At 47.5% G+C, this 19,221-nt stretch carries 14 protein-coding genes; 9 read left to right on the top strand and 5 right to left on the bottom strand.

What is annotated here, in order from left to right; all coding sequences use genetic code 11:
• Positions 1 to 237 precede the first annotated feature (237 nt).
• From KJW29_RS22970 to KJW29_RS22960, 3 genes are read left to right on the top strand one after another with little or no spacing between them, the layout of a single operon-like run.
• Positions 238 to 1,185 (top strand): ABC transporter permease, encoded by a 948-nt coding sequence (locus KJW29_RS22970; protein ID WP_214626358.1) that lies wholly within the window; start codon positions 238 to 240, stop codon positions 1,183 to 1,185.
• Between the two features lie 18 nt (positions 1,186 to 1,203).
• Positions 1,204 to 2,094, top strand: a complete 891-nt coding sequence (locus tag KJW29_RS22965) for a carbohydrate ABC transporter permease (RefSeq protein ID WP_108991174.1) — start codon at positions 1,204 to 1,206, stop codon at positions 2,092 to 2,094.
• Positions 2,095 to 2,137: 43 nt separating this feature from the next.
• On the top strand, positions 2,138 to 3,757 hold the full coding sequence (locus KJW29_RS22960; RefSeq protein ID WP_214626357.1) for a type 2 periplasmic-binding domain-containing protein: 1,620 nt from the start codon (positions 2,138 to 2,140) through the stop codon (positions 3,755 to 3,757).
• A gap of 56 nt (positions 3,758 to 3,813) precedes the next feature.
• On the opposite strand, the gene KJW29_RS22955 is transcribed toward KJW29_RS22960, so the two are convergent.
• From KJW29_RS22955 to tatA, 4 genes are all read right to left on the bottom strand, one after another.
• A complete protein-coding gene (locus tag KJW29_RS22955) occupies positions 3,814 to 5,592 on the bottom strand; it encodes a cache domain-containing sensor histidine kinase (RefSeq protein WP_214626356.1) in 1,779 nt (592 codons plus the stop codon).
• A 19-nt stretch (positions 5,593 to 5,611) separates the two neighbouring features.
• On the bottom strand, positions 5,612 to 7,210 hold the full coding sequence (locus KJW29_RS22950; RefSeq protein ID WP_246608885.1) for a response regulator: 1,599 nt from the start codon (positions 7,208 to 7,210) through the stop codon (positions 5,612 to 5,614).
• Between the two features lie 305 nt (positions 7,211 to 7,515).
• On the bottom strand, positions 7,516 to 8,301 hold the full coding sequence (gene tatC, locus KJW29_RS22945; RefSeq protein ID WP_214626354.1) for a twin-arginine translocase subunit TatC: 786 nt from the start codon (positions 8,299 to 8,301) through the stop codon (positions 7,516 to 7,518).
• On the bottom strand, positions 8,298 to 8,534 hold the full coding sequence (tatA, locus tag KJW29_RS22940; RefSeq protein WP_214626353.1) for a twin-arginine translocase TatA/TatE family subunit: 237 nt from the start codon (positions 8,532 to 8,534) through the stop codon (positions 8,298 to 8,300). Before tatA ends, tatC begins: the two co-directional genes overlap by 4 nt.
• 287 nt (positions 8,535 to 8,821) lie before the next feature.
• Between tatA and KJW29_RS22935 the strand changes: the two genes are divergently transcribed.
• From KJW29_RS22935 to KJW29_RS22910, 6 genes are all read left to right on the top strand, one after another.
• Positions 8,822 to 10,510: a glycosyl hydrolase family 28-related protein gene (locus tag KJW29_RS22935; RefSeq protein ID WP_214626352.1), complete on the top strand. Its 1,689-nt coding sequence runs from the start codon at positions 8,822 to 8,824 to the stop codon at positions 10,508 to 10,510.
• A gap of 90 nt (positions 10,511 to 10,600) precedes the next feature.
• Entirely contained in the window at positions 10,601 to 10,777 is a 177-nt protein-coding gene (locus tag KJW29_RS22930; protein ID WP_214626351.1) for a twin-arginine translocase TatA/TatE family subunit, read from the top strand.
• A 63-nt stretch (positions 10,778 to 10,840) separates the two neighbouring features.
• Positions 10,841 to 13,279 (top strand): S-layer homology domain-containing protein, encoded by a 2,439-nt coding sequence (locus tag KJW29_RS22925; protein WP_214626350.1) that lies wholly within the window; start codon positions 10,841 to 10,843, stop codon positions 13,277 to 13,279.
• Between the two features lie 119 nt (positions 13,280 to 13,398).
• Positions 13,399 to 15,156: a dihydroxy-acid dehydratase gene (gene ilvD / locus KJW29_RS22920; RefSeq protein WP_214626349.1), complete on the top strand. Its 1,758-nt coding sequence runs from the start codon at positions 13,399 to 13,401 to the stop codon at positions 15,154 to 15,156.
• Positions 15,157 to 15,168: 12 nt separating this feature from the next.
• On the top strand, positions 15,169 to 16,671 hold the full coding sequence (locus tag KJW29_RS22915; protein ID WP_214626348.1) for a M81 family metallopeptidase: 1,503 nt from the start codon (positions 15,169 to 15,171) through the stop codon (positions 16,669 to 16,671).
• A 32-nt stretch (positions 16,672 to 16,703) separates the two neighbouring features.
• Positions 16,704 to 17,468 carry an SDR family NAD(P)-dependent oxidoreductase gene (locus KJW29_RS22910; RefSeq protein ID WP_214626347.1) on the top strand — a complete coding sequence of 255 codons (765 nt, stop codon included), beginning with the start codon at positions 16,704 to 16,706 and terminating at the stop codon, positions 17,466 to 17,468.
• Positions 17,469 to 17,536: 68 nt separating this feature from the next.
• Here the strand turns inward: KJW29_RS22910 and KJW29_RS22905 are convergent, their stop codons facing one another.
• Complete coding sequence (locus tag KJW29_RS22905; protein WP_214626346.1) at positions 17,537 to 19,201, bottom strand: response regulator transcription factor; 1,665 nt, start codon at positions 19,199 to 19,201, stop codon at positions 17,537 to 17,539.
• Between the last annotated feature and the right edge of the window lie 20 nt (positions 19,202 to 19,221).

Below are 19,221 nucleotides of genomic sequence, written 5' to 3'. Positions count from 1 at the left end.
TCGTTTGATGCAAGCCAATCCCCCGAATGCCGGAGCATCCGGGGTTTTTCGCGTGTATGACGGGGCGTTCGGAGCAGACGCCCCCGGTCCGTTTCTGCGGAATATCCCATCATGTAAGCGTTCCAATAGAATACTTAGCACTTTGTGTAGAATACTGAATTATCATTTTAAACGCCGCATTTTATAATTTATTTGCAGGGTACAAGACAGAACTGACAGACGCAAGGAGGCTAATGGATGCAATCGTCATCAATAAAAAGTAAGCGCTTGAATTCCCGCCTATTGGGAAAGGAGCTATGGAGCAACAGGTATCTGTACCTGTTTGTCCTGCCGGGTATCATATGGTTTCTCGTATTTTGTTACCAGCCTATGTACGGCGTTCTCATCGCCTTTAAAGACTACGATATCATCAAGGGCGTTTTTGCCAGCGAGTGGGTAGGATGGGACAACTTCAAGGAGTTTTTTAACAGCCCGAACTTTTCGGTTGTAATGACCAACAGCATCGCCATCAGCTTGCTAAAGCTCGTGTTCGGATTTCCGGCGCCGATTTTGCTGGCCATCCTATTAAACGAGGTTCGCAACATCGTGTTCAAGCGGATCGCGCAAACGATTTCCTACTTGCCCTTTTTTGTCTCGTGGGTCGTTGTGGCGGGCATCTGGTACGAATTGTTTAGCACGGATGGAGGGGTTGTCAATAACCTGCTGGTCTTTCTGGGGTTGATCAAGGAGCCTATCTTCTGGTTTGGCGATCCGGACTTGATCTGGGGGATGATTGTCGCGTCAGACGTTTGGAAAGGAATCGGCTTCGGAACGATCATTTATCTCGCATCCATTATGTCCGTCAATACGGAGCTGTACGAATCGGCGGTTATCGACGGCGCCAACCGTTTCAAGCAAATCTGGCATATCACACTCCCTGCTATCCGTCCAACGATCATTCTGCTGTTTATTCTCAATATGGCGGGAATTCTCGATGCAGGCTTCGAGCAAGTCTATGTCATGCAAAACCCGATGCTGCTCGATAAAGCCGAAATCATCGATACGTACGTCATGAAGATGGGGATATTCAGAGCCCAATACGAGATGGCGACCGCTGTCGGAGTGTTCAAGTCCGTGATCGGCATGATCGCCTTGTTTACGCTAAATTTCCTGATCAAGAAGACAGGAGAAGAAGGCATTTTCTAAAAAAGGAGGGACACCGGCATGATTATTTCCAGAGGGGAAAAAGTGTTTCAATGGATCAACTATCTGTTTCTGTCCGCGCTCTCGTTTCTGTTCATATACCCGTTTTGGCGCATCGCCGCATTGTCCTTTAGCGAGGGTTACGATGCCTCCAAGGGGGGGATACATTTTTGGCCCAGAGCCTTTACGCTGGATAATTACAAGGCGATCTTCGCCAGAAGCGATATTATGGACGCCTACACCATTACCATCGGCAGGACGCTGATCGGGGCGACGCTTTCCATTCTTCTTGTCTCTTTGATGGCTTACGGCTTGTCCAAGGACAGGCTGAGGGGCAGGAAGATCATCAACATCATGATTATCATTACGCTGTTCTTCGGCGGCGGTCTGATCCCGACATACTTGTTGTACAAGTCGCTGCATCTGCTCAACAGCTTCTGGGTCTACGTCATTCCTACCTTATACGGCGCTTCTTCCGTATTCATCTTCCGTTCGTTTTTCAGGGCGCTGCCGAAGGAGCTGGAGGAATCGGCGCATATCGACGGGGCCAACGACTTGACGGTGTATACGAGAATCGTATTCCCGCTTAGTCTTCCGATTTTCGCCACAATGGGTTTATTCGCGGCTGTCGGGCATTGGAATGACTACATGACGGCCACGCTGTTTGTCACCAAGCAGGATCTGATTCCGTTGCAATCGCTGCTGATGAAAATTCTCGATCTTAATCGATCGGGCACGCCGGGTAATTCCTTCGGCATGGTAGATCTGGTCAGCAGCACGAAACGAACGGTCACGGCGCAATCGATCAAAATGGCGACTTTGATGGTGGTTGTTATCCCGATTATGTGCGTGTATCCGTTTTTGCAAAAGTATTTCGTTAAAGGCGTTATTATCGGTTCTTTGAAAGGCTGAGGAATCTTGATAATATATAAATTACAGAAAAGGTGGTTTTACAGTGAAAAAGTCATGGAAGTTACTCTCGTTTGTGCTTGTTTTCAGTTTGATGGCTGCTTCTCTAATAGCCTGCAGCAAGGGCAACAACGGTTCGGCCAGCCAGTCCCCGTCGCCGACTGCATCGTCGGGCTCTACGGCAGCTCCGGAGGTAAAGGAGGATCCGCTTGTCGTCAACATTTTGCTCATGGGAGACACGGTCTTGCCGAAAGAAAATAATCCGATGCACCAATGGCTATTGGAAAACAAAAATATAGATATCCGGTTTTCCTTGGCTAACGGCGAGGTTCCCGATCAGATGAACATGCTGCTTGCAGGAGGGGAAATCCCGGATGTCGTGCGGTATGCAACCAATGAGCTGAGTAACGCGATCGCCAACAAATGGGCCGATGCAGGGCTTTCTATTTCAACCGACGAGCTGCTGGCCAAGTATCCGAACCTGCTAAAATATAGCGATCCCAAATATAACGCCGCCGTATTTGCAAATAAGAAAGACGGAAAGATGAATATTATCCCAAGCAACTCGGCAAGCCATCCTGATGTTGCAGAGAAGGTGCTCGGCTTCTTCGTCAAAGAAGATTGGCTCAAGCAGGTGGGTATGGAAGCGCCCAAGACAACGGACGAATTGTTTAACGTGCTGATGGCGTTTAAAGAACAAATCCCGGATGTGGACGGAAAACCGATTATTCCGCTTACTTTGGATCATATGGGCAGACAAAACTTCATGTATACGTGGACTAAAAATTGGTACGATCTGTCCGAGGATAACAAAACGTTGCACTGGTGGTTCAACCATCCGGGCATCGAGGAATATATGGTCTTCATGAATAAGCTGTACAATAACGGATTGCTCGACCGCGAGTTCCTGACGCAGCAGCCGGATCAATATCAAGCCAAGCTCAGCTCGGGTCGCGTCGGCATCACCTTCCAGACGCATGTGCCGATGGATACGGCCAATGGAGTGCTGAAGGCATCCGATCCGAACAACCGTTATGTACCAAGCCCCGCTATCCGCGTAGAAGGACTGCCGCTTCCGATCTACGCTTCGACCTCCTACAGCATGTTCGAGGGCATCGTTATCTCCAAAAAATTCGCGGAGAATGAGCGCAACCTGGAGCGTTTCATGGAATTCCTGGATTGGAACGCAACGAACGAAGGTTCATTCTTCCTGAGCCATGGCGTCGATGGCGAATATTATGTCAAAAATGCAGACGGTTTGTACGAGGCGAAACCGGAAGTGAAAGTCGAGCTTGACAAAGGCGACAGCGTATTCCAAGCAAGCGAAGGCCTCATATTCTACAATCTGCTGAAATATCCTGTTATTCCGACGATGGAAGTGAAGGCGGGCACGGAGGAATTCCGGATGGGCGAAACGATCTGGGCGGAAGGTTATACGGTTGACGACAATCTGTTTAACCCTGCCGGAACGGGTCCGGAATGGGATAAGCATTGGGGCAATCTGTGGCCCGAAATCGACAAGTGGCAGGCCAAGGCCATATTTGCCAAAACGGAAGAGGAAGCGCGCAAGATTACGAAAGAAATGCTTGCCCACTTCGAAAAAATCGGCGCTCCTGAGGTTACGGCCGAGAAGCTCCGTCTGATCGACGAATATTTGAAAAAGTAGCAAACAACAAAAAGCCGGAAGCGCGGGCAAGTCCTGCGCTTCCGCTTTTTTGTTTTTCATTCGAGGACGGGAATTCGAATCACTACCCGGGTGCCGACTCCCGGCTCGCTGAATAATCGGACGCCGTATTGATGGCCATGCTGAAGTTTGATTTTTTCATTGACATTGTGGATGCCGTAGCCGCCGTGATTTACATATTGGTTGTGGGTCGGCATATTCATGCCGATTCCGTCATCGATAATCTCGAAGATTACGCATTGTTCCTCATGAGACAGATACCCCTTGATCACAATGTTTGTCGTACCGTCTTTATGCTCGGCTCCATGCAAAATGGCATTTTCCACAAATGGCTGGAGAATCAGCTTGAGGGTGTGAAAGGCTAAAATTTTATCCTCGATGTCAAAGGTGACGTTGATCATGTCCTCCAGTCTGATCTTCTGAATTTCGACATAGGTTTGCACATGCCGTACTTCTTCGTTGATCCGCAAATATTCCTTGCCCGAATTCAGGGACAACCGATAAAAAGTCGCCAGATTGTTGACCATATCCATAATCTTTTTCGTTTCGTTATCTGCAGCCATCCAATTAATGGTCGCTAAAGTGTTATAAAGGAAATGGGGATTAATCTGGGCTTGCAGCGACTTGATTTCGGATTCTTTCTGCAATTGCTGGCTCGTTCTTAACTCTTCTATCAACTCTCGTATTCGTTTGATCATGCGATTGTAATTTCGCATCAGCATCCCGATCTCGTCCCGTCCGTCCACGGATGGACCAATTTCCAGCGTCAGGTCCTCCTGTCTATCCATATGTTTCGCCAGCAGCGATATTCGGCGGGACAGTACGCGGGAAATCGCAAGCGTAAGCAGGATGCTGATCAAAATGCTGCCGATCAGAATCGCAACCGTGAAATTCCGGATGGATTGCGCGCTGAGCATCAGGCTGTCCATAGGCACCTCGAGCACGTATTTCCAGCCGGAATGACGGTTGGTTTGATACAACACCAGCTTTTTGGAGCGATCGCTTTCCGCCAGCCAGCTTCCGGAGCTTTCGTTGTTAAGCATCGGGTTTCCGGACGGAGCGGCGATCGGAGGCAGCTCGGTATTGCTCTGGAACCGGATCTCCCCATCGTCGTTCACCATGTAGAAGAGTTCTTCGGGTGAATGTTCGCTGAACATTCCATCCTGGAAGATATCCTTGAGCCTCAGTTGCATCTCGACAATGCCGACGAGCTTGTCGTTGTTGTACATGATCGGCTTGATAATCGAGATGAGCGACCGATTGTCGTTGACTGTCCAGATCGAGGCGTTGGATAATGCGATGAGGCCGGCCAGGTCTGTTTCGTCCAAGTTGGCGAAATGCTTCTGGTACCAAGCGCTTTGCTCGGCATAGGCAATATCGATGATGGTATGCTCCGCGTCGGAGATGCTTGGTTTGTCCGGGTAAGTGCCGATATCGGGCATGGTATCGTTTTTCTTATAAATAATAATATTTTTAATAGAAGGGTAACGGCGCTCCAACTCAAAGATAGAGCGCAAATTGTCAAAATATTGATAAGTATAATCCGCAGGCGAATAGTAGATTGTATTTAAGGCGGCGATAAATTTATGATTGGTAATATACGGACTAAGAAGCTCTTGATGCGTGTTCATCTTGTAATCGATATTCATGACGACCTGATCCAGGGTCTGACTGTATGATTTGCTTGATTGGTTATAAATATAGGATTGGATTTTCTGATAGGTTAGCAGACCGACCATGCTGACGGCAAAGATCATCAAACTGCCATAACAGATGAGCAGCTTGTTTCGAAGCTTTATGTTGTTAAGCATTTTCATCTGTGTTCGCTCCAATTAATTACGATTTTAGAGATTGGTCCCGATATTCTTTCGGGCTGATCCCGTACATGTTCTTAAAGACAACGCTGAAATAAGAGGTGCTGTTATAACCGGTTTGTTCGGCGACCTCATAGATTCGAACGGATTCGTCCGTCAGCAATCGAATGGCATGTTTCATTCTCACCTTCGTCAGGTAGTCGATAATGCTCTCCCCAACGTATTCCTTGAAGATATTGGAAATGTAGTTGGGAGTCAGGTGGATGCGCTTCGCAAGTTCGTCGATCGTAATGGGCTCGTGATAACGGGTTTCGAGATTCTGAATGATGGTTTCGATGATGTTCGTATTTTTCCTTGTGCGCTTTGCGTGAAGATGCCGGCAAGCGGAGACGGCCGTTTCCTTGAGCCACTCGTGAATTTCCGGAAGCGTATCGAAAGAATAGATGCGATCCCATAGACGATGCTCTTCGCCGAACACGGATTCTATTTTTTCATTGGATTCATGAATAATCCGGATCAAATCGCTCATCGTTCTAAAGCAAAAAGCTTTAATAAACGGCTTATAGCCGGAAGACATTTGGGTAAATTCCTTGCATATTTCTTCAATGGTCTGTTCTACCTGATTGACATTGCCAATCTCCACCGCTTGGATCAACTGTTCGTAGAAAACGTCATAATTGGCGGAGAATGTTTGCTCGGTCATACTGTCAAGGTAGTAGATATCTTTCCCTTTGCCGAGATAAAATTTTTGTCTCGATGCTGCTTCGCATTCCTTGTAAGCTTCATGCAATTGACTTAGCCTGGCCTTCCGATTGCTAATACTGATCGTCAACATTTCGTTGTACGGAAGCAGCAGGTTTTCCCTGACCTCGCGGATCACATCGGGAACGGGAGAAGGTCCGTCAAGCTCTGAGGCATAAAGCACGATTGCGAATTCGTTTTCTTTTGTTTGGAAGGCCTGCCCTTGCTGCTCGATGGCAGCGAAACGTGCGATTTGATCGAGAAATTGCAAATAGGTTAATTGTTTCTTGGCGTCCGTCTCTGGAGAATCCAGGGGAGCGTCAATTTGCAATAGCAAGGTATCATATCCATTTGAGGGTAATGGCAAAGACAGCGTGTCCATACGATTGCGAATGAATTCCTCATCCCTTAAAAATCCGTGCAGGATATGCTGAAACAGTTTCTCGGCAAGCAACGGCTTGCTTTCCTGAATTTGTTCTTTCAAGGAAACGAGAGTTTGCTGTTTGTGTTGTTCTTGAACGATTAGCGCATGTATTTTATCAAGCTCTTGAAATAGCTTGTCGAACAGAATCGGCTTTAATAAAAATGCATACGCTTTCAATTCGATGGCGGCTCTTGCGTATTCAAAGTCGTTATACCCGCTAATGATCAAAATTTTAACCTGGGGGTTTAATTGCTGGGCCCGTTCGGCCAGCTCCAATCCATGCATTTTTGGCATCTTGATATCGGTAATGAGAAGATCGATACCGTTCTTCTCAATCAGTTCCAGCGCTTGTACGCCATCCTTCGCAAGACCAACGATCTGCATCCCATAAGCTTGCCAATCCACATGCTTGGCAATGCCTTCTCTTTGTATTCGTTCATCGTCCGCTATAATCACTTTAAGCAATGTTATTACCCCCTGTCTGACTAACATGAATATCTTTAGTATTAATATACATGCTAGAAAGCCTGCTATACATAGCGAGTATAGGTATTATGCGGAATATAAGCCGATTTTGTAGAATAGTTGAAAGAGTGTGTAGAAAATTAATATATACTTATAACATCGTGCAATATTTTGCCATCGTACTGATAGTCCTGGCTCGTTCCTTTACCGTAAAATATCGTTCGGTCTGCTTTAAAACAAAACACCTGACTGCGTCCTTTTTCAAGGATGCCGTCAGGTTCTTTTTCCAATTATGTTTAATTGCTATAACCTTCCAGACCGAAATCTTGTTTTTCTTGAGCTTTTATACGTTTGCCGTAAGCCATTTTTGACAGCAATACGCTGAACTCATACAACAAGATGAGAGGCACTGCCACCAATATGTCTGATATGACATCCGGCGGGGTGACCGAAACAGCAACCAGGATCAGAATAAACCATGCGATCTTACGTACTTTTTTTAGGGTATGGGGTGTTAAAATTCCAATTCGGCTTAAAAAAAGAATAATAAGCGGTAACTCAAATAATAAGGAAACAGGCAGAAGGATATTAAATAAAAAAGAGAAATACTGCATGACGCCATAGGTTTGCTCCAAGCCCATATTGTTCGACACTTTTTCTGTGAAAAGGAACGCCATGGGGAAGACAACGAAATATGAAAATGCTAATCCAATCAGGAACATGACGAATGCCCACGGCACATATCGCAAAGTTGCCTTTTGCTCCTGTTTCTTGAGTGCGGGACGTACAAAGGCCCACAGTTGGAACATGGTATGTGGAATAGCCAAAATAAACGAAATCGCGAAGGCAAACTTCATATACAATCCGATCGCATCCCACGGTGAGAACGCATTCAAATGTAAATTAGAAGTAGGTGCGGCAGCAACCAAATAGTCAAAAATAGGTTGTGCCCCTAACAAACCGCCTATCAGCCCGATTGCAAATACAACTAAACAATAAATAATTCTTTTGCGCAGCTCACCCAAGTGCTCCGTCAACGGCATCCAGTCATCATCTTGAAGGGAGCCCAGCTTTTTTTTCATCCCATTCGCCCCTGGCTATGCTCCTTCTTCAATTGCCCTGTATCTTCATATGTGACGCCCACATGACTTGCTTGGCTTTCTTTAGGTTCATTTATCAAATCGTTAGCTCCGTTCTTGAATTCACGCAGCGTACGTCCGAACGCTTTACCCAATTCTGGAAGTTTGCTGGGACCAAATAGCAACAGAGCGATAAGAACAATCAGTATGATACCTGATGGACCGATTCCGGACATGAATAAAACCTCCATTCTCAATGTTGGATTCTTATATCTGATTTCTACTATACAATCCGGGAAAGTTGCAAAACTATAGGCATTCCTAAACTTTTATATGCATTTTTATACCGGCTAATCGTCCATCCAATAGAATACCGCGGGAATAGCGGGATTTGTGAGATTGTATATAAAGGTAAATAAAAGTAGAGAGATGGTTATGGAAGTGCGCGCATGCCGAACTATAAACTGTAGCTATGATATCGATGTATCAACGTCCATCTCTCACTAACAAGGAGGAACGAGCTATGTACAACGAAACAGAAGGAATGGGTCAGCATCATCCTGATAAAGATCAGGAAGGGAAAAACGGGCTGATCAGCAGGAGAAAAGCGCTTGCTTCGATAGGTTTGGCGGGCGTTGCCATTGCTTCTTCGGGATTGATTGGCGGAACGATTTCCACAGCTCATGCCGACAGTGGCGATCAGCGCAACACGGTTAAAAGTTTAATGTCGGAAAAGCTGGTTGTTTACTTGACGATTGCAGAATTGCGCGCAATGAACAATCAAACTGCCAAAGATTTGTATTATGTAACAGACCCGGGGCAAGAAGGAGTGTTCCGTCTAAATGCAACGGACACGGTTTCGACAGATAATGGAGGGACGATGCTCGTTTCGGCTTACGGAGAGAGATTTGAAAGGAACTTTGATGGCATGGTCAATGTAAAATGGTTTGGCGCCAAAGGCGACGGCAGCAGCGACGACACGATCGCGATACAAAAAGCGATTGATGCCAAACAAGGCACGGTCTTTTTGCCAAAAGGAAAATATATGACATCAGCTCCGCTTGTTGTGCAAACAGGCGATTCGCTCGTCGGCGAAGGGCCCGAAGTCACGATCATTGTAAAAACGACAACGACAGCTGCAACATTAGGCACCAGAACCATGTGGGCCGCAGTAGATAACTATAATGTCGACGCGGTTATCATTGCACTGCCCGAAAATAACGACTACGTGAGATATCTTCATATCGAAGGCATAATGGCTAAACGTGGTGAAACGATTAATACGGAAGTCGTGTACCCAGATTCAACTTATTGCTTCTATGCTCCGCGGATTTGTTTTCTTACGCAAAAAAACGTGGAGTATCGCCATGCCGACACGGGGTACTATACGGCAAACGCCTGGATGGTCACACTGGAGCGGGTATCGTCGCGGTGGGTAAACAAAGGTTTTGTGTGCGGCGACTACGATGCGGCGGGCGGAGGGGGGACAAGCCATACTGTCAGCTCTTGTTGGGCGGGAGCCTGCGACAAGTGGGCGTGGAAAATTAACCTTTCCTACTCCAATTTTAATGCCTGCGGAGCAGACTATATCGGATACCACCCTGCCAGGCCCCTCCCGGAAGCGATTTACCTGCTTCGCGGCTTTGGATTAACTCTGACCGGCTGCGGCGCGGAAGAAGCCAACGGTACGCTCATATCCGTTTCTCCTTTTCTTGCTATAGGATCAAGTTCTGTCAATATCGTAGGTTTTATGACCTATAACTATTACGGAGATCGGACAGCAGTTGGCGACTATGTAGTTAGCGTAAAAAATAATTCTCATCTCACTCTTACCGGCGGAGACATTCCAATCGTAGGCAATGCGGCTGCCAAATTCGCCGAAGTTACTGACGGATCGAAATTATATATCAATGGGTTGACAACGAACTTGGATTATCTGGATGATTCGCAAATCGTCTGCACGACCCTGGGAGAAGCTTCAATTGCAGGAGCCAAAATGAAATCGATGGCGGAGGGCCAGGATCAAAGAGACAGCTTTTTAACGAACGGCAGCATCCATATTGTGGGTGCCGGGGACAAAGGTCATCTCAAATTCAAAAATTCAGCATCCAATCAAACCTCTCATCTGTGGGTTGCTGCTGACGGTTCTCTACGCTTCAAGAATGGCACACCGACGTCCGACACCGACGGTCAGGCAGTTTCGCTGGCGTAAGACTGCGGGTTTACTATGCATCTGCTCCAAGTGTCATGTCCAACGGTCTTAAATGGAAAAGGGAAGCCTGATTATAAGGAGGTGGGAGCTATGCTGGGGATCGGCCCTACGGGAATTGCATTGATCGTGTTGGCGGGGATTCTGCTGTTTGGCTCGAAAAAGCTGCCTGAACTTGGTCGCGCCGTCGGTCGGACGTTGCAAGAATTCAAAGCCGGAACAAAGCCGTTGATCGAGGATCTGAACACCGACGATAAGAAAGGTTCCTGACATGGAGCGGGGCAAGGCGATCCCTTGACTAAGCAATCATTCATGGAAAGGATCGGTGGATAAATGAAAGCTTTTATAAAACCTTCGAAAAGATCTGCCTGGGTCGTTATGCTTGCCATTGCGCTGTTTGCCTCCGGGTTTCCAGCAGGGCAAAGAGCGGAGGCGGCAGCCTCTTTATCGAGCCTATCAACGGGGAGAGGGCCTCATGATGTAGCGATCAATCCGCAGACCAAACGAGTTTATGTGGCGAATGCGGATAGTGATACAGTAACGATTATAAAAGAAACGGATGCAGGAATCGTCCCGGAGGCTACCGTTGCGACCGGTACGACTCCTTATGCACTCGCTGTAAATCTTGTAACTAACCTGGTTTACGTCGTCAATGCGGACAGTGATGACATGACAGTGATAGACGGGGCGACCCATGCTGCGTCGACTATAGCTGTGGGGGAACGGCCTTTTGCCGTTGCAGTCAATTCCGTGACCAACAAGATTTACGTGGCAAATGCCGGAAGCGGGAATGTAATCGTAATCGATGGAACGACACTTCACACACAAGATGTGGCAGTCGGAGACAGTCCGTTCGCGCTGGCTGTTAATGAAACGACCAATAAGGTATATGTCGCAAACATCGACAGCGACAACGTGACCGTCATTGATGGAACCACGCTTGCAACTGAAACGATAGCCGTCGGGTTGGGTCCTAACGCGATAGCAGTCCATTCGTCTACAAATCGCATATACGTGGCGAATTTATTCGGTCATAACGTCACCGTTATTGATGGTGCAACCGGGAATACGACAACGGTTGCGTCCGGGCTTGCGCCGAGCGCCGTTGCAGTCAATCAAGCGACCAACAAAATTTACGTTGCCAATAAACGAAGCGGGAACGTTACGATTATTGACGGCACGAACAACAGCACCTCGACCGTAGCTGTCGGCTCAAGTCCTGCAGCGCTTGCCGTCTATGAGGATGGCAACAAGGTTTATGCAGCGAATTTCAGCAGCAATACCGTCACGCTCATTGATGGAGCAACTCACGAGACGACGCAGATTACAAGCGGCAAGAATCCTGTTGCGCTCGCTGTAGATCAGGTCTCTGCCCATGTGTATGTGGCAAATATTAATGGCAATTCGCTGACCGTTCATCGTGCCAATCGCATAGTGCCCGAAAATCCGGAAGGCGGGGGGAATACGACTCCTCCTAATGGCGCGGAGACAGATTCGGATGGCATAACGACTGTTCCTGGCGGGCTCAAGCTTGACCCTTCAACGGCTGTGATCCGTGTTGCGCCGGATGCTAATGGGACTTCTGTGTATGAGGCCATACTTCATGCGGATCCGTTGATCAAGGCGTTCGACATGCTGGCGGACAAGGAGCAAGGCGAACGAACGGTTACGTTTGAAGTAACCGGAACCGAGCCGGTTCGACGGGTGGGAATTCCAGCCAAGGCTATACTTGATGCAGCCAGGTTAGATTCTGATGTCTTTATCAGAATTAAAGCTGACAATGCCGATTACCGTTTGCCGGTTCATTTGCCGCCTCTGGTTTCTCTCCTGAAAAAACTCGGACAAGAACAGACGGACAAGGCCGTTGTCTATGTTTCGATGAGGACCATTACAGATCCCGATGCGAAACGCATCGTTGATCATCTCGCGGAAACAGACATCACATTGCTTGGCGACATCGTTGAATTCACGCTTTATGTGGAGACCGGCGAAAACAGCTACACGATCTCCGACTTTGGCAGCACATACGTAGCAAGGAGTCTCTATTTGGCAGGCAACGTTGACGCATCCCGAAGCACGGCAGTTGCGATTGATCCGGTTTCCTATAACGTTTCCTTCGTTCCTTCCGTGTTCAACACGACCAACGGGATTACGGAAGCAACCATGCATCGAAACACGAACAGTTTGTATGCGGTTGTTCATGCTAAGAAATCGTTTACTGATTTACAGGGACATTGGTCGAAATCCGATGTCGAATTACTCGCATCCAAACAAATTGTAAAGGGAATTTCCCAAACGAGCTTCGCCCCGGACAATCCTGTAACGCGCGCTGAATTTGTCAGCCTGCTCGTACGGGCGCTGGGACTTGTCGAAGATGATTCGTATGTCCAGAAGTTCAGTGATATTTCGGCAGCAGATTGGTTTGCCGGAGCAGTTGGCGCTGCATCCAGGGCGTCTGTCATCAGCGGCTTTGAGGATGGCTCATTCCGGCCGAAGGCAACGATCACGAGGGAGCAAATGGCGGTTATGTTGTCAAATGCTTTGAAATTTGCCAATAAAACAGCGGGCGCTCCAGGAAGGCTCGATTTGCAAGCCTTCGAAGATCATGCCGATATTAACCAGTGGGCAGTTGCAGCTATGGCGGATATCGTTCATAGCCATATTTTTAAAGGGGTTACAGAGACCCGTCTTGTTCCTCAGGGTACAGTAACAAGGGCGCAAGCCACTGTCTCGATCAAACGGTTTCTTCAGACCGCTAATTTTATCAATTGATGTTCTGATTTATCCGAAAGAGGGCACCCAAGGTTATTATGGATAACTTTGGGCACTCTCTTTTCTGTGATACCGATCCAAAAACGTATGATTATATATGCGAAAAGAGGCTGTTAAGGTTGAAGAGAGAAATCGAGTCGTTAGAAAGTCAAAAAGTGCGAAAAATCAGCTTCGAAGGCGATGCTCTCCGAATGTCGATGGATTGGACAGTCGAGGATTTAAATAAGGTGCAGGTATTGGTTGAAAGTACGCATGGGGCTAGTCATCCCAGCTCCTATCACTTAAATCAGCTGGTAAGCGAGATCGAAAAAGGCGTATTTCAAATGGACGGAAAGCCTGCTATCTATACAACAACAGACATTTGCGATGGAGTCGCGCAAGCGCATCAAGGCATGAAGTACTCCCTTCCATCCCGGGATATGATTGCTTCCATGGTCGAAATTCATGCCATGGCTACCCCATTTGACGCAATGGTTCTATCCTCTGCTGGAGATAAGGCTGTTCCGGCCCATTTGATGGCGATAGCCAGGTTGGACATACCAGCTATTCATGTGCCTGGCGGAGCTATGGGGGCGGGCCCTTGCATGCGCTCCAATGAGGAGCTATGGCATATGAGCGTAGAAGTAGATAAAGGCAAAATGACCAAGGAAGAGTTTTTAGCTTTTCAACGTGCTTGCTGCCCTACCTGCGGTGCTTGTCAATATATGGGGACCGCGGCTACGATGCAAGTAATGGCAGAGGCTTTAGGATTAGCGTTGCCTTGGTCAGCGTTAATTCCTGCAACAAATGCAGAGATCGGGCGCATGGCGCGCGCTGCCGGTCAACAAATTATGCGGCTGGTGGACGAAGGGATAACGCCTTCCAAAATATTGACGAAGGAAGCTTTCGAGAATGCGATTATGGTCCATTCTGCTATTGGCGGCTCGTTAAATGCGGTTATGCATTTAATTGCGATCGCCAGAGAAATCGGGATTGAGCTCGATGCGCAGCAGTTTGATCGCCTCCATCGTCAAATTCCGGTGCTTGTTGATACGAAGACAGCCGGCCATTATCCGACGGAGCTGTTTTGGTATGCGGGAGGCGTACCGCAGGTGATGCTCGAGCTTGAATCCTTTTTGCATCTGGATGCGCTGACTGTAACCGGAAGGACATTACGAGAAAACTTAAACGAATATCGAAACAACGAAATGCCTCGTTTTGCAGAAATGTTTTTGGCCAATTACAAGCTAAATCGCCGAAATGTTATTTATCCTATATCCAAACCGCTTAAACCTCACGGATCGCTTGCCGTGTTGAAAGGCAATTTGGCGCCGAAAGAAGCAACGATTAAAATCTCGGCGGTTTCGGCAGACATGCAGGTGCATAAGGGGAGGGCGAAAGTTTATGACACAGAACGCTCTGCCGTCGATGCGCTTATCAATAAGGAAATTGTGCCGGGTGATGTCATTATTGTTCGTTATCAAGGTCCCAAGGCTGTCGGTATGCCGGAGATGTTTTTTATTTCTGAATTAATCGCTTCTGATCCTTTGCTTTCACACACGACATCATTGGTGACGGATGGGAGATTTTCCGGCGCTACGCGCGGACCTTGCGTAGGGTATCTGGGACCCGAAGCGCTCTCGGGAGGCCCGATTGCCGTTGTTCAAAACGATGACATTATTTTAATAGATATACCTAACCGGACAATCGATGTAGTTGGGACGGAAGGCGTAGAACGTACTTCGGCTGAAATCGAACAGATTTACAGCAAGCGTCTGGAAAACTGGACACCTCCGACTATTGTGCATAAAGGCGTGTTGGGCCAATATACACGCGGCGCAAGACCGGCGTTAGAGGGAGGCTCATGCTCGAGCTATCATGCAAATTATTTCGAATAGGGGAGAATGGTATTGGCAAGAAAGCTGAATATCGTCGTTGGAGGCATGCTTCAGGAAAGCAATACGTTTAGTTCATGCAAAAGCGGCATCTCTGATTTTTATAACTACTATTTTAGAACGGGAGAGCAATTGTTCGACAATAACGTAGACAATGAATTGAGCGGATTTCTCCGTGCCGCCAAGGAACGATCCGATGTCGCCATACTTCCAACCCTATTTACCCAAGCGTGTTCTTCCGGACCTATCAAGCGGAGCGATCTGGATAAGCTGAAGCAATTGCTGATTGAGCAATTGGATGGCTTGCCTGCATGCGATGGCGTTTTATTTGCTTTGCATGGTTCATGGGTAGCCGAAGACAGCGATGATGCCGATGGAGAAATTGTCACCCTGATTCGCAATCAGGTAGGTGCGGATGTTCCAATCGTTATTACGCTTGATTCGCATGCAAACGTTACTCAGACGATCATGGATCAAGCGGATGCGCTTGTTGCTTATCGAACATTCCCTCATGCCGATTATGCCGATACGGGCTACAGAGCTGCCAATATGTTGTTTTCAATGATGGACAAGTCGATTAAGCCGCACATGCATCATGTGAAAATTCCATTGATTTTACCGGCAGAAGCGCATACAACAAGTGTCGATCCCATGAAGACGTTGTGGTTGGAGGCAGACAGAGGCCGGCGAAGCGGAGCTTCATTAGAGACCTCGCTTCTGATTGTTCAGCCGTGGCTGGATGTCGCCGAGCTTGGCTGTACGGTTGTCGTTGTAGGCAGGGATGCAGCGGAAGCAGAGAAGGAAGCCAAGCGGCTGGCGGCGTTATTATGGAGCAGGCGTCAACAATTTCAAGTGAAGTTATGGCATGTAGAACAAATCATAGAGGCAATGAGAAAGCAGAAGCCCGCGGGTCCCGTTATTGTTTCCGACTCTGCAGACAGTCCTGGAGCCGGGTCGCCTGGAGACAGCAATGCCGTGTTGCGTCAGCTTCTGCAATTCGGCGATGAATTGAAATTTACTTGCCTGTTAAGTATGGTTGATGGCCATGCAGCCAGGCTGGCTGCTGACAAAGGCGCAGGTCAAAGCGTGACATTAAGCGTCGGTCACTCCAGGAGTATCGAATACGGGCAGCCTGTCGAAATTCAAGGGACGGTGGAGTACGTCTCCTCGGAGGGTTCATTTACTTTTGGCAGCGGTACGGTCTCCAATATGAAGGCGTTTATGGGCCATTGTGCAGTTATTCGCATAGGCAGCATACATTTGCTGCTGATGGAGCATCCGACCTTTACCGGTGATCCGGCTATGTATAGAAGTGTTGGTCTGGAACCGCTGGAAGCCGATATCGTCCTGGTGAAATCAGCTTCGCAGTTTCGAGCCGAATATGAACGCATCGCGAATGGCGGTATTTACATTGTTGATACGCCTGGAGCAAGCACTGCGAATTTATTGGAGCTGGCGTTCAAAAAGGCGCCAAGACCCTTATTTCCTTTGGATGAATGTCTGGATTACATCGTATAGCTGCTTGCAGCAAAGGGGAGGATGGAGTGATTATGCGTTTACGGCATAAGGTCGCCTTGGTTACGGGCGGCGCTACCGGGATTGGTCGAGAAGTATGTCTGGCTTTTGGCCGCGAGGGGGCCAAGGTAGTTGTCAATTATATAGGCAATCCGGAAAAAGCCGAGAAAGTCGTGGCGGAGATCGAAGCAAATGGCGGAACGGCAATCGCTATTTGTGCGGATGTCAGCAGTGAAGAACAGATCGGGAGTATGATTCGGGAAATAGAAGCAAAGTGGGGAGGCGTGGACATACTCATTAATAACGCGGGTATTTATCCGCGTAAAACCTGGCATGAAATTACTGGAGAAGAATGGGATAAGGTGCAGGCTGTCAATGCCAAATCCTGTTTTCTGACGAGTAAAGCCGTATTTCCCTATATGCGAAGCAAAGGGTACGGTAAAATTATTAATGTGGCCTCTGTAACTTTTTTCCGCGGTCAGAAAAATTTTGTTCATTACGTTGCTTCCAAAGGGGCCGTCATCGGCTTCACTCGCGCGTTGAGTCGCGAAGTAGGGGGCGATGGAATTACCGTTAATGCGATATCGCCTGGTGCAGTTAGGACGGAACAGGAATTGCTTGATTTCCCGGATGCTTCCGTACAAGAAGAAACAAGGGTTTATTTGGAGCAAGAGCAAGCGATTCCCCGGCGGCAGCTGCCGTATGATATGGCAGGCTGCTTTATCTTTCTTGCTTCGCCTGACAGTGATTTTATGACAGGTCAAACGTTAAACGTAGACGGTGGCTGGGTGATGCACTAGGAGCTGCGGTTGATGCTAAAAAGCATTCAAGGTATTTATTGTCCTTGAATGCTTTTTGCTAAGCCTAATTAGAGATTACGATACTCCTGAGGGGTCATATTGATTTGCTTTTTGAAAAAACGAATAAACGACAAAACCGAATCATAGCCTACCTTTTCAGCAATTTCGTAGATTTTATAGTGTGTATTTTTGAGCAGTTCTTTTGATTTTTCCAGGCGACAGACATTTACATAATCGGAAATCCCGATTCCCGTTTCCTGAATATACAAGCGCGATAAATACACGGGATTCAAATGGACGATTTCAGCCAGTCGCGTCAGCGATAAATCCTCTTCAATATGTTTTTCGATAAAATCGTTTAGCCATAAAATGATATTTTCCTTGCCAGGCTTTTCTACTTCTCCTTTGTGTGCAAAGATTTGATTGGCGATTGCGGAGAAGTAAGTTTTTATTTCCTCCCAAGACAAGTCCTCCGGGTTCGCTTGCGTCAGTTTGCCAAGCTCGATCCTGGCTGATAGAGCAGAATCAGGCGGATGAAGACGGAAGTAGGACGAAAATATGGAGGCAAAGCTGTGATAGACCTCCAGCTTCAAAAAACCGGAGACCGATTCGTGACTCGTATCGACCATGATTTCCTCGAATAGTCTGTCGAATTCCTCATTTTTTCCATTTTTCAAATAGTGCGCCAGCAGCTCTATTTTTTTGATCACGAAGCTTTGCATTTTATGTTTGGCGGTGGCAGCTGTCGGATTGTCCGTGTCTGAAGCGGTCCGATTCGTAAGCCTGAGCTCTTTGCCCGCGCCGGCTTGGCTCAAAAATTGAGAGCGGAGAAGGTCAAACATTTCCGATAGTTGGCTAAGCATGACAGGCTGTTTCCCAAGTGCAAAAGAAAACGAAACCTTAAGTAAATCGCGACATATGGATTGAATGGAAGGAATGGATTCATAGACAAAGAAAAACGTCCGTTCCCACACCTCGTCAGCTACTTCCCCTTTATACTCGTCGCTCAAGATCGCCTTGGGCTGAAGCAGACAAGCCATTCTCGATTCTTCGACGGTAACCGATACGATATCGACGGATACACGGAGCAGCTCCTCTGTCACATTCCGCGCGGCATAGAGCAGCAATTTTCGATCTGTCGTCCCGGTAATTGCGGCCCAGTCGTCTACTCTGCCCATAAGTACATATACGGGAAGCTCGCCATTCAGTGTGATTCCTGTCTGGCTAAATTGTTCTTTGCTGCGGCGAAACTCTCCTTTTCCAAGCAGCAAATTGTACAAAACCTGCTCTTGCAGAAGCGGGACCGCCTGTCTTTTTTGCATTTGCGCCTCATGAAGCTGCTTGATTGTCGCATACTCGTCGTCGAGCGCCGACACAGCTTTTAATATGGCTTTGATAATAACCTCGTCACTTTCAAACTTGAGGATAAAATCAAATCCTCCGCCGGAGATAGCGGCTTTCGCATAATGGAATTCCCCATAGCTCGTCAGAAAAATGACTTTGCAGCCAGGCCAATATTCACGAATTTTATGAAGCAGCTCGATACCTTCCATTCCAGGCATTTTAATATCGGTCAGCACGATGTCGATTTTAATTTTTTTGAGAATATCGATGGCTTCAAAAGCCGAATAGGCTTTGTACATTTCGAGTTCCAATTGTTTGCATTCATCCATTAACGTTACGAGGCGATCTACAATAATAGGGAGATCGTCCACAACCATCATTCGGTACATGCCGGTTCCTCCTCATCTTT

Origin of the sequence: Paenibacillus agaridevorans (genome assembly GCF_018604145.1) — a bacterium.
GTDB lineage: Bacteria > Bacillota > Bacilli > Paenibacillales > Paenibacillaceae > Pristimantibacillus > Pristimantibacillus agaridevorans.
Note: the sequence above shows the minus strand (reverse complement) of the source record. Positions and strands in the feature narration are given on the sequence as shown.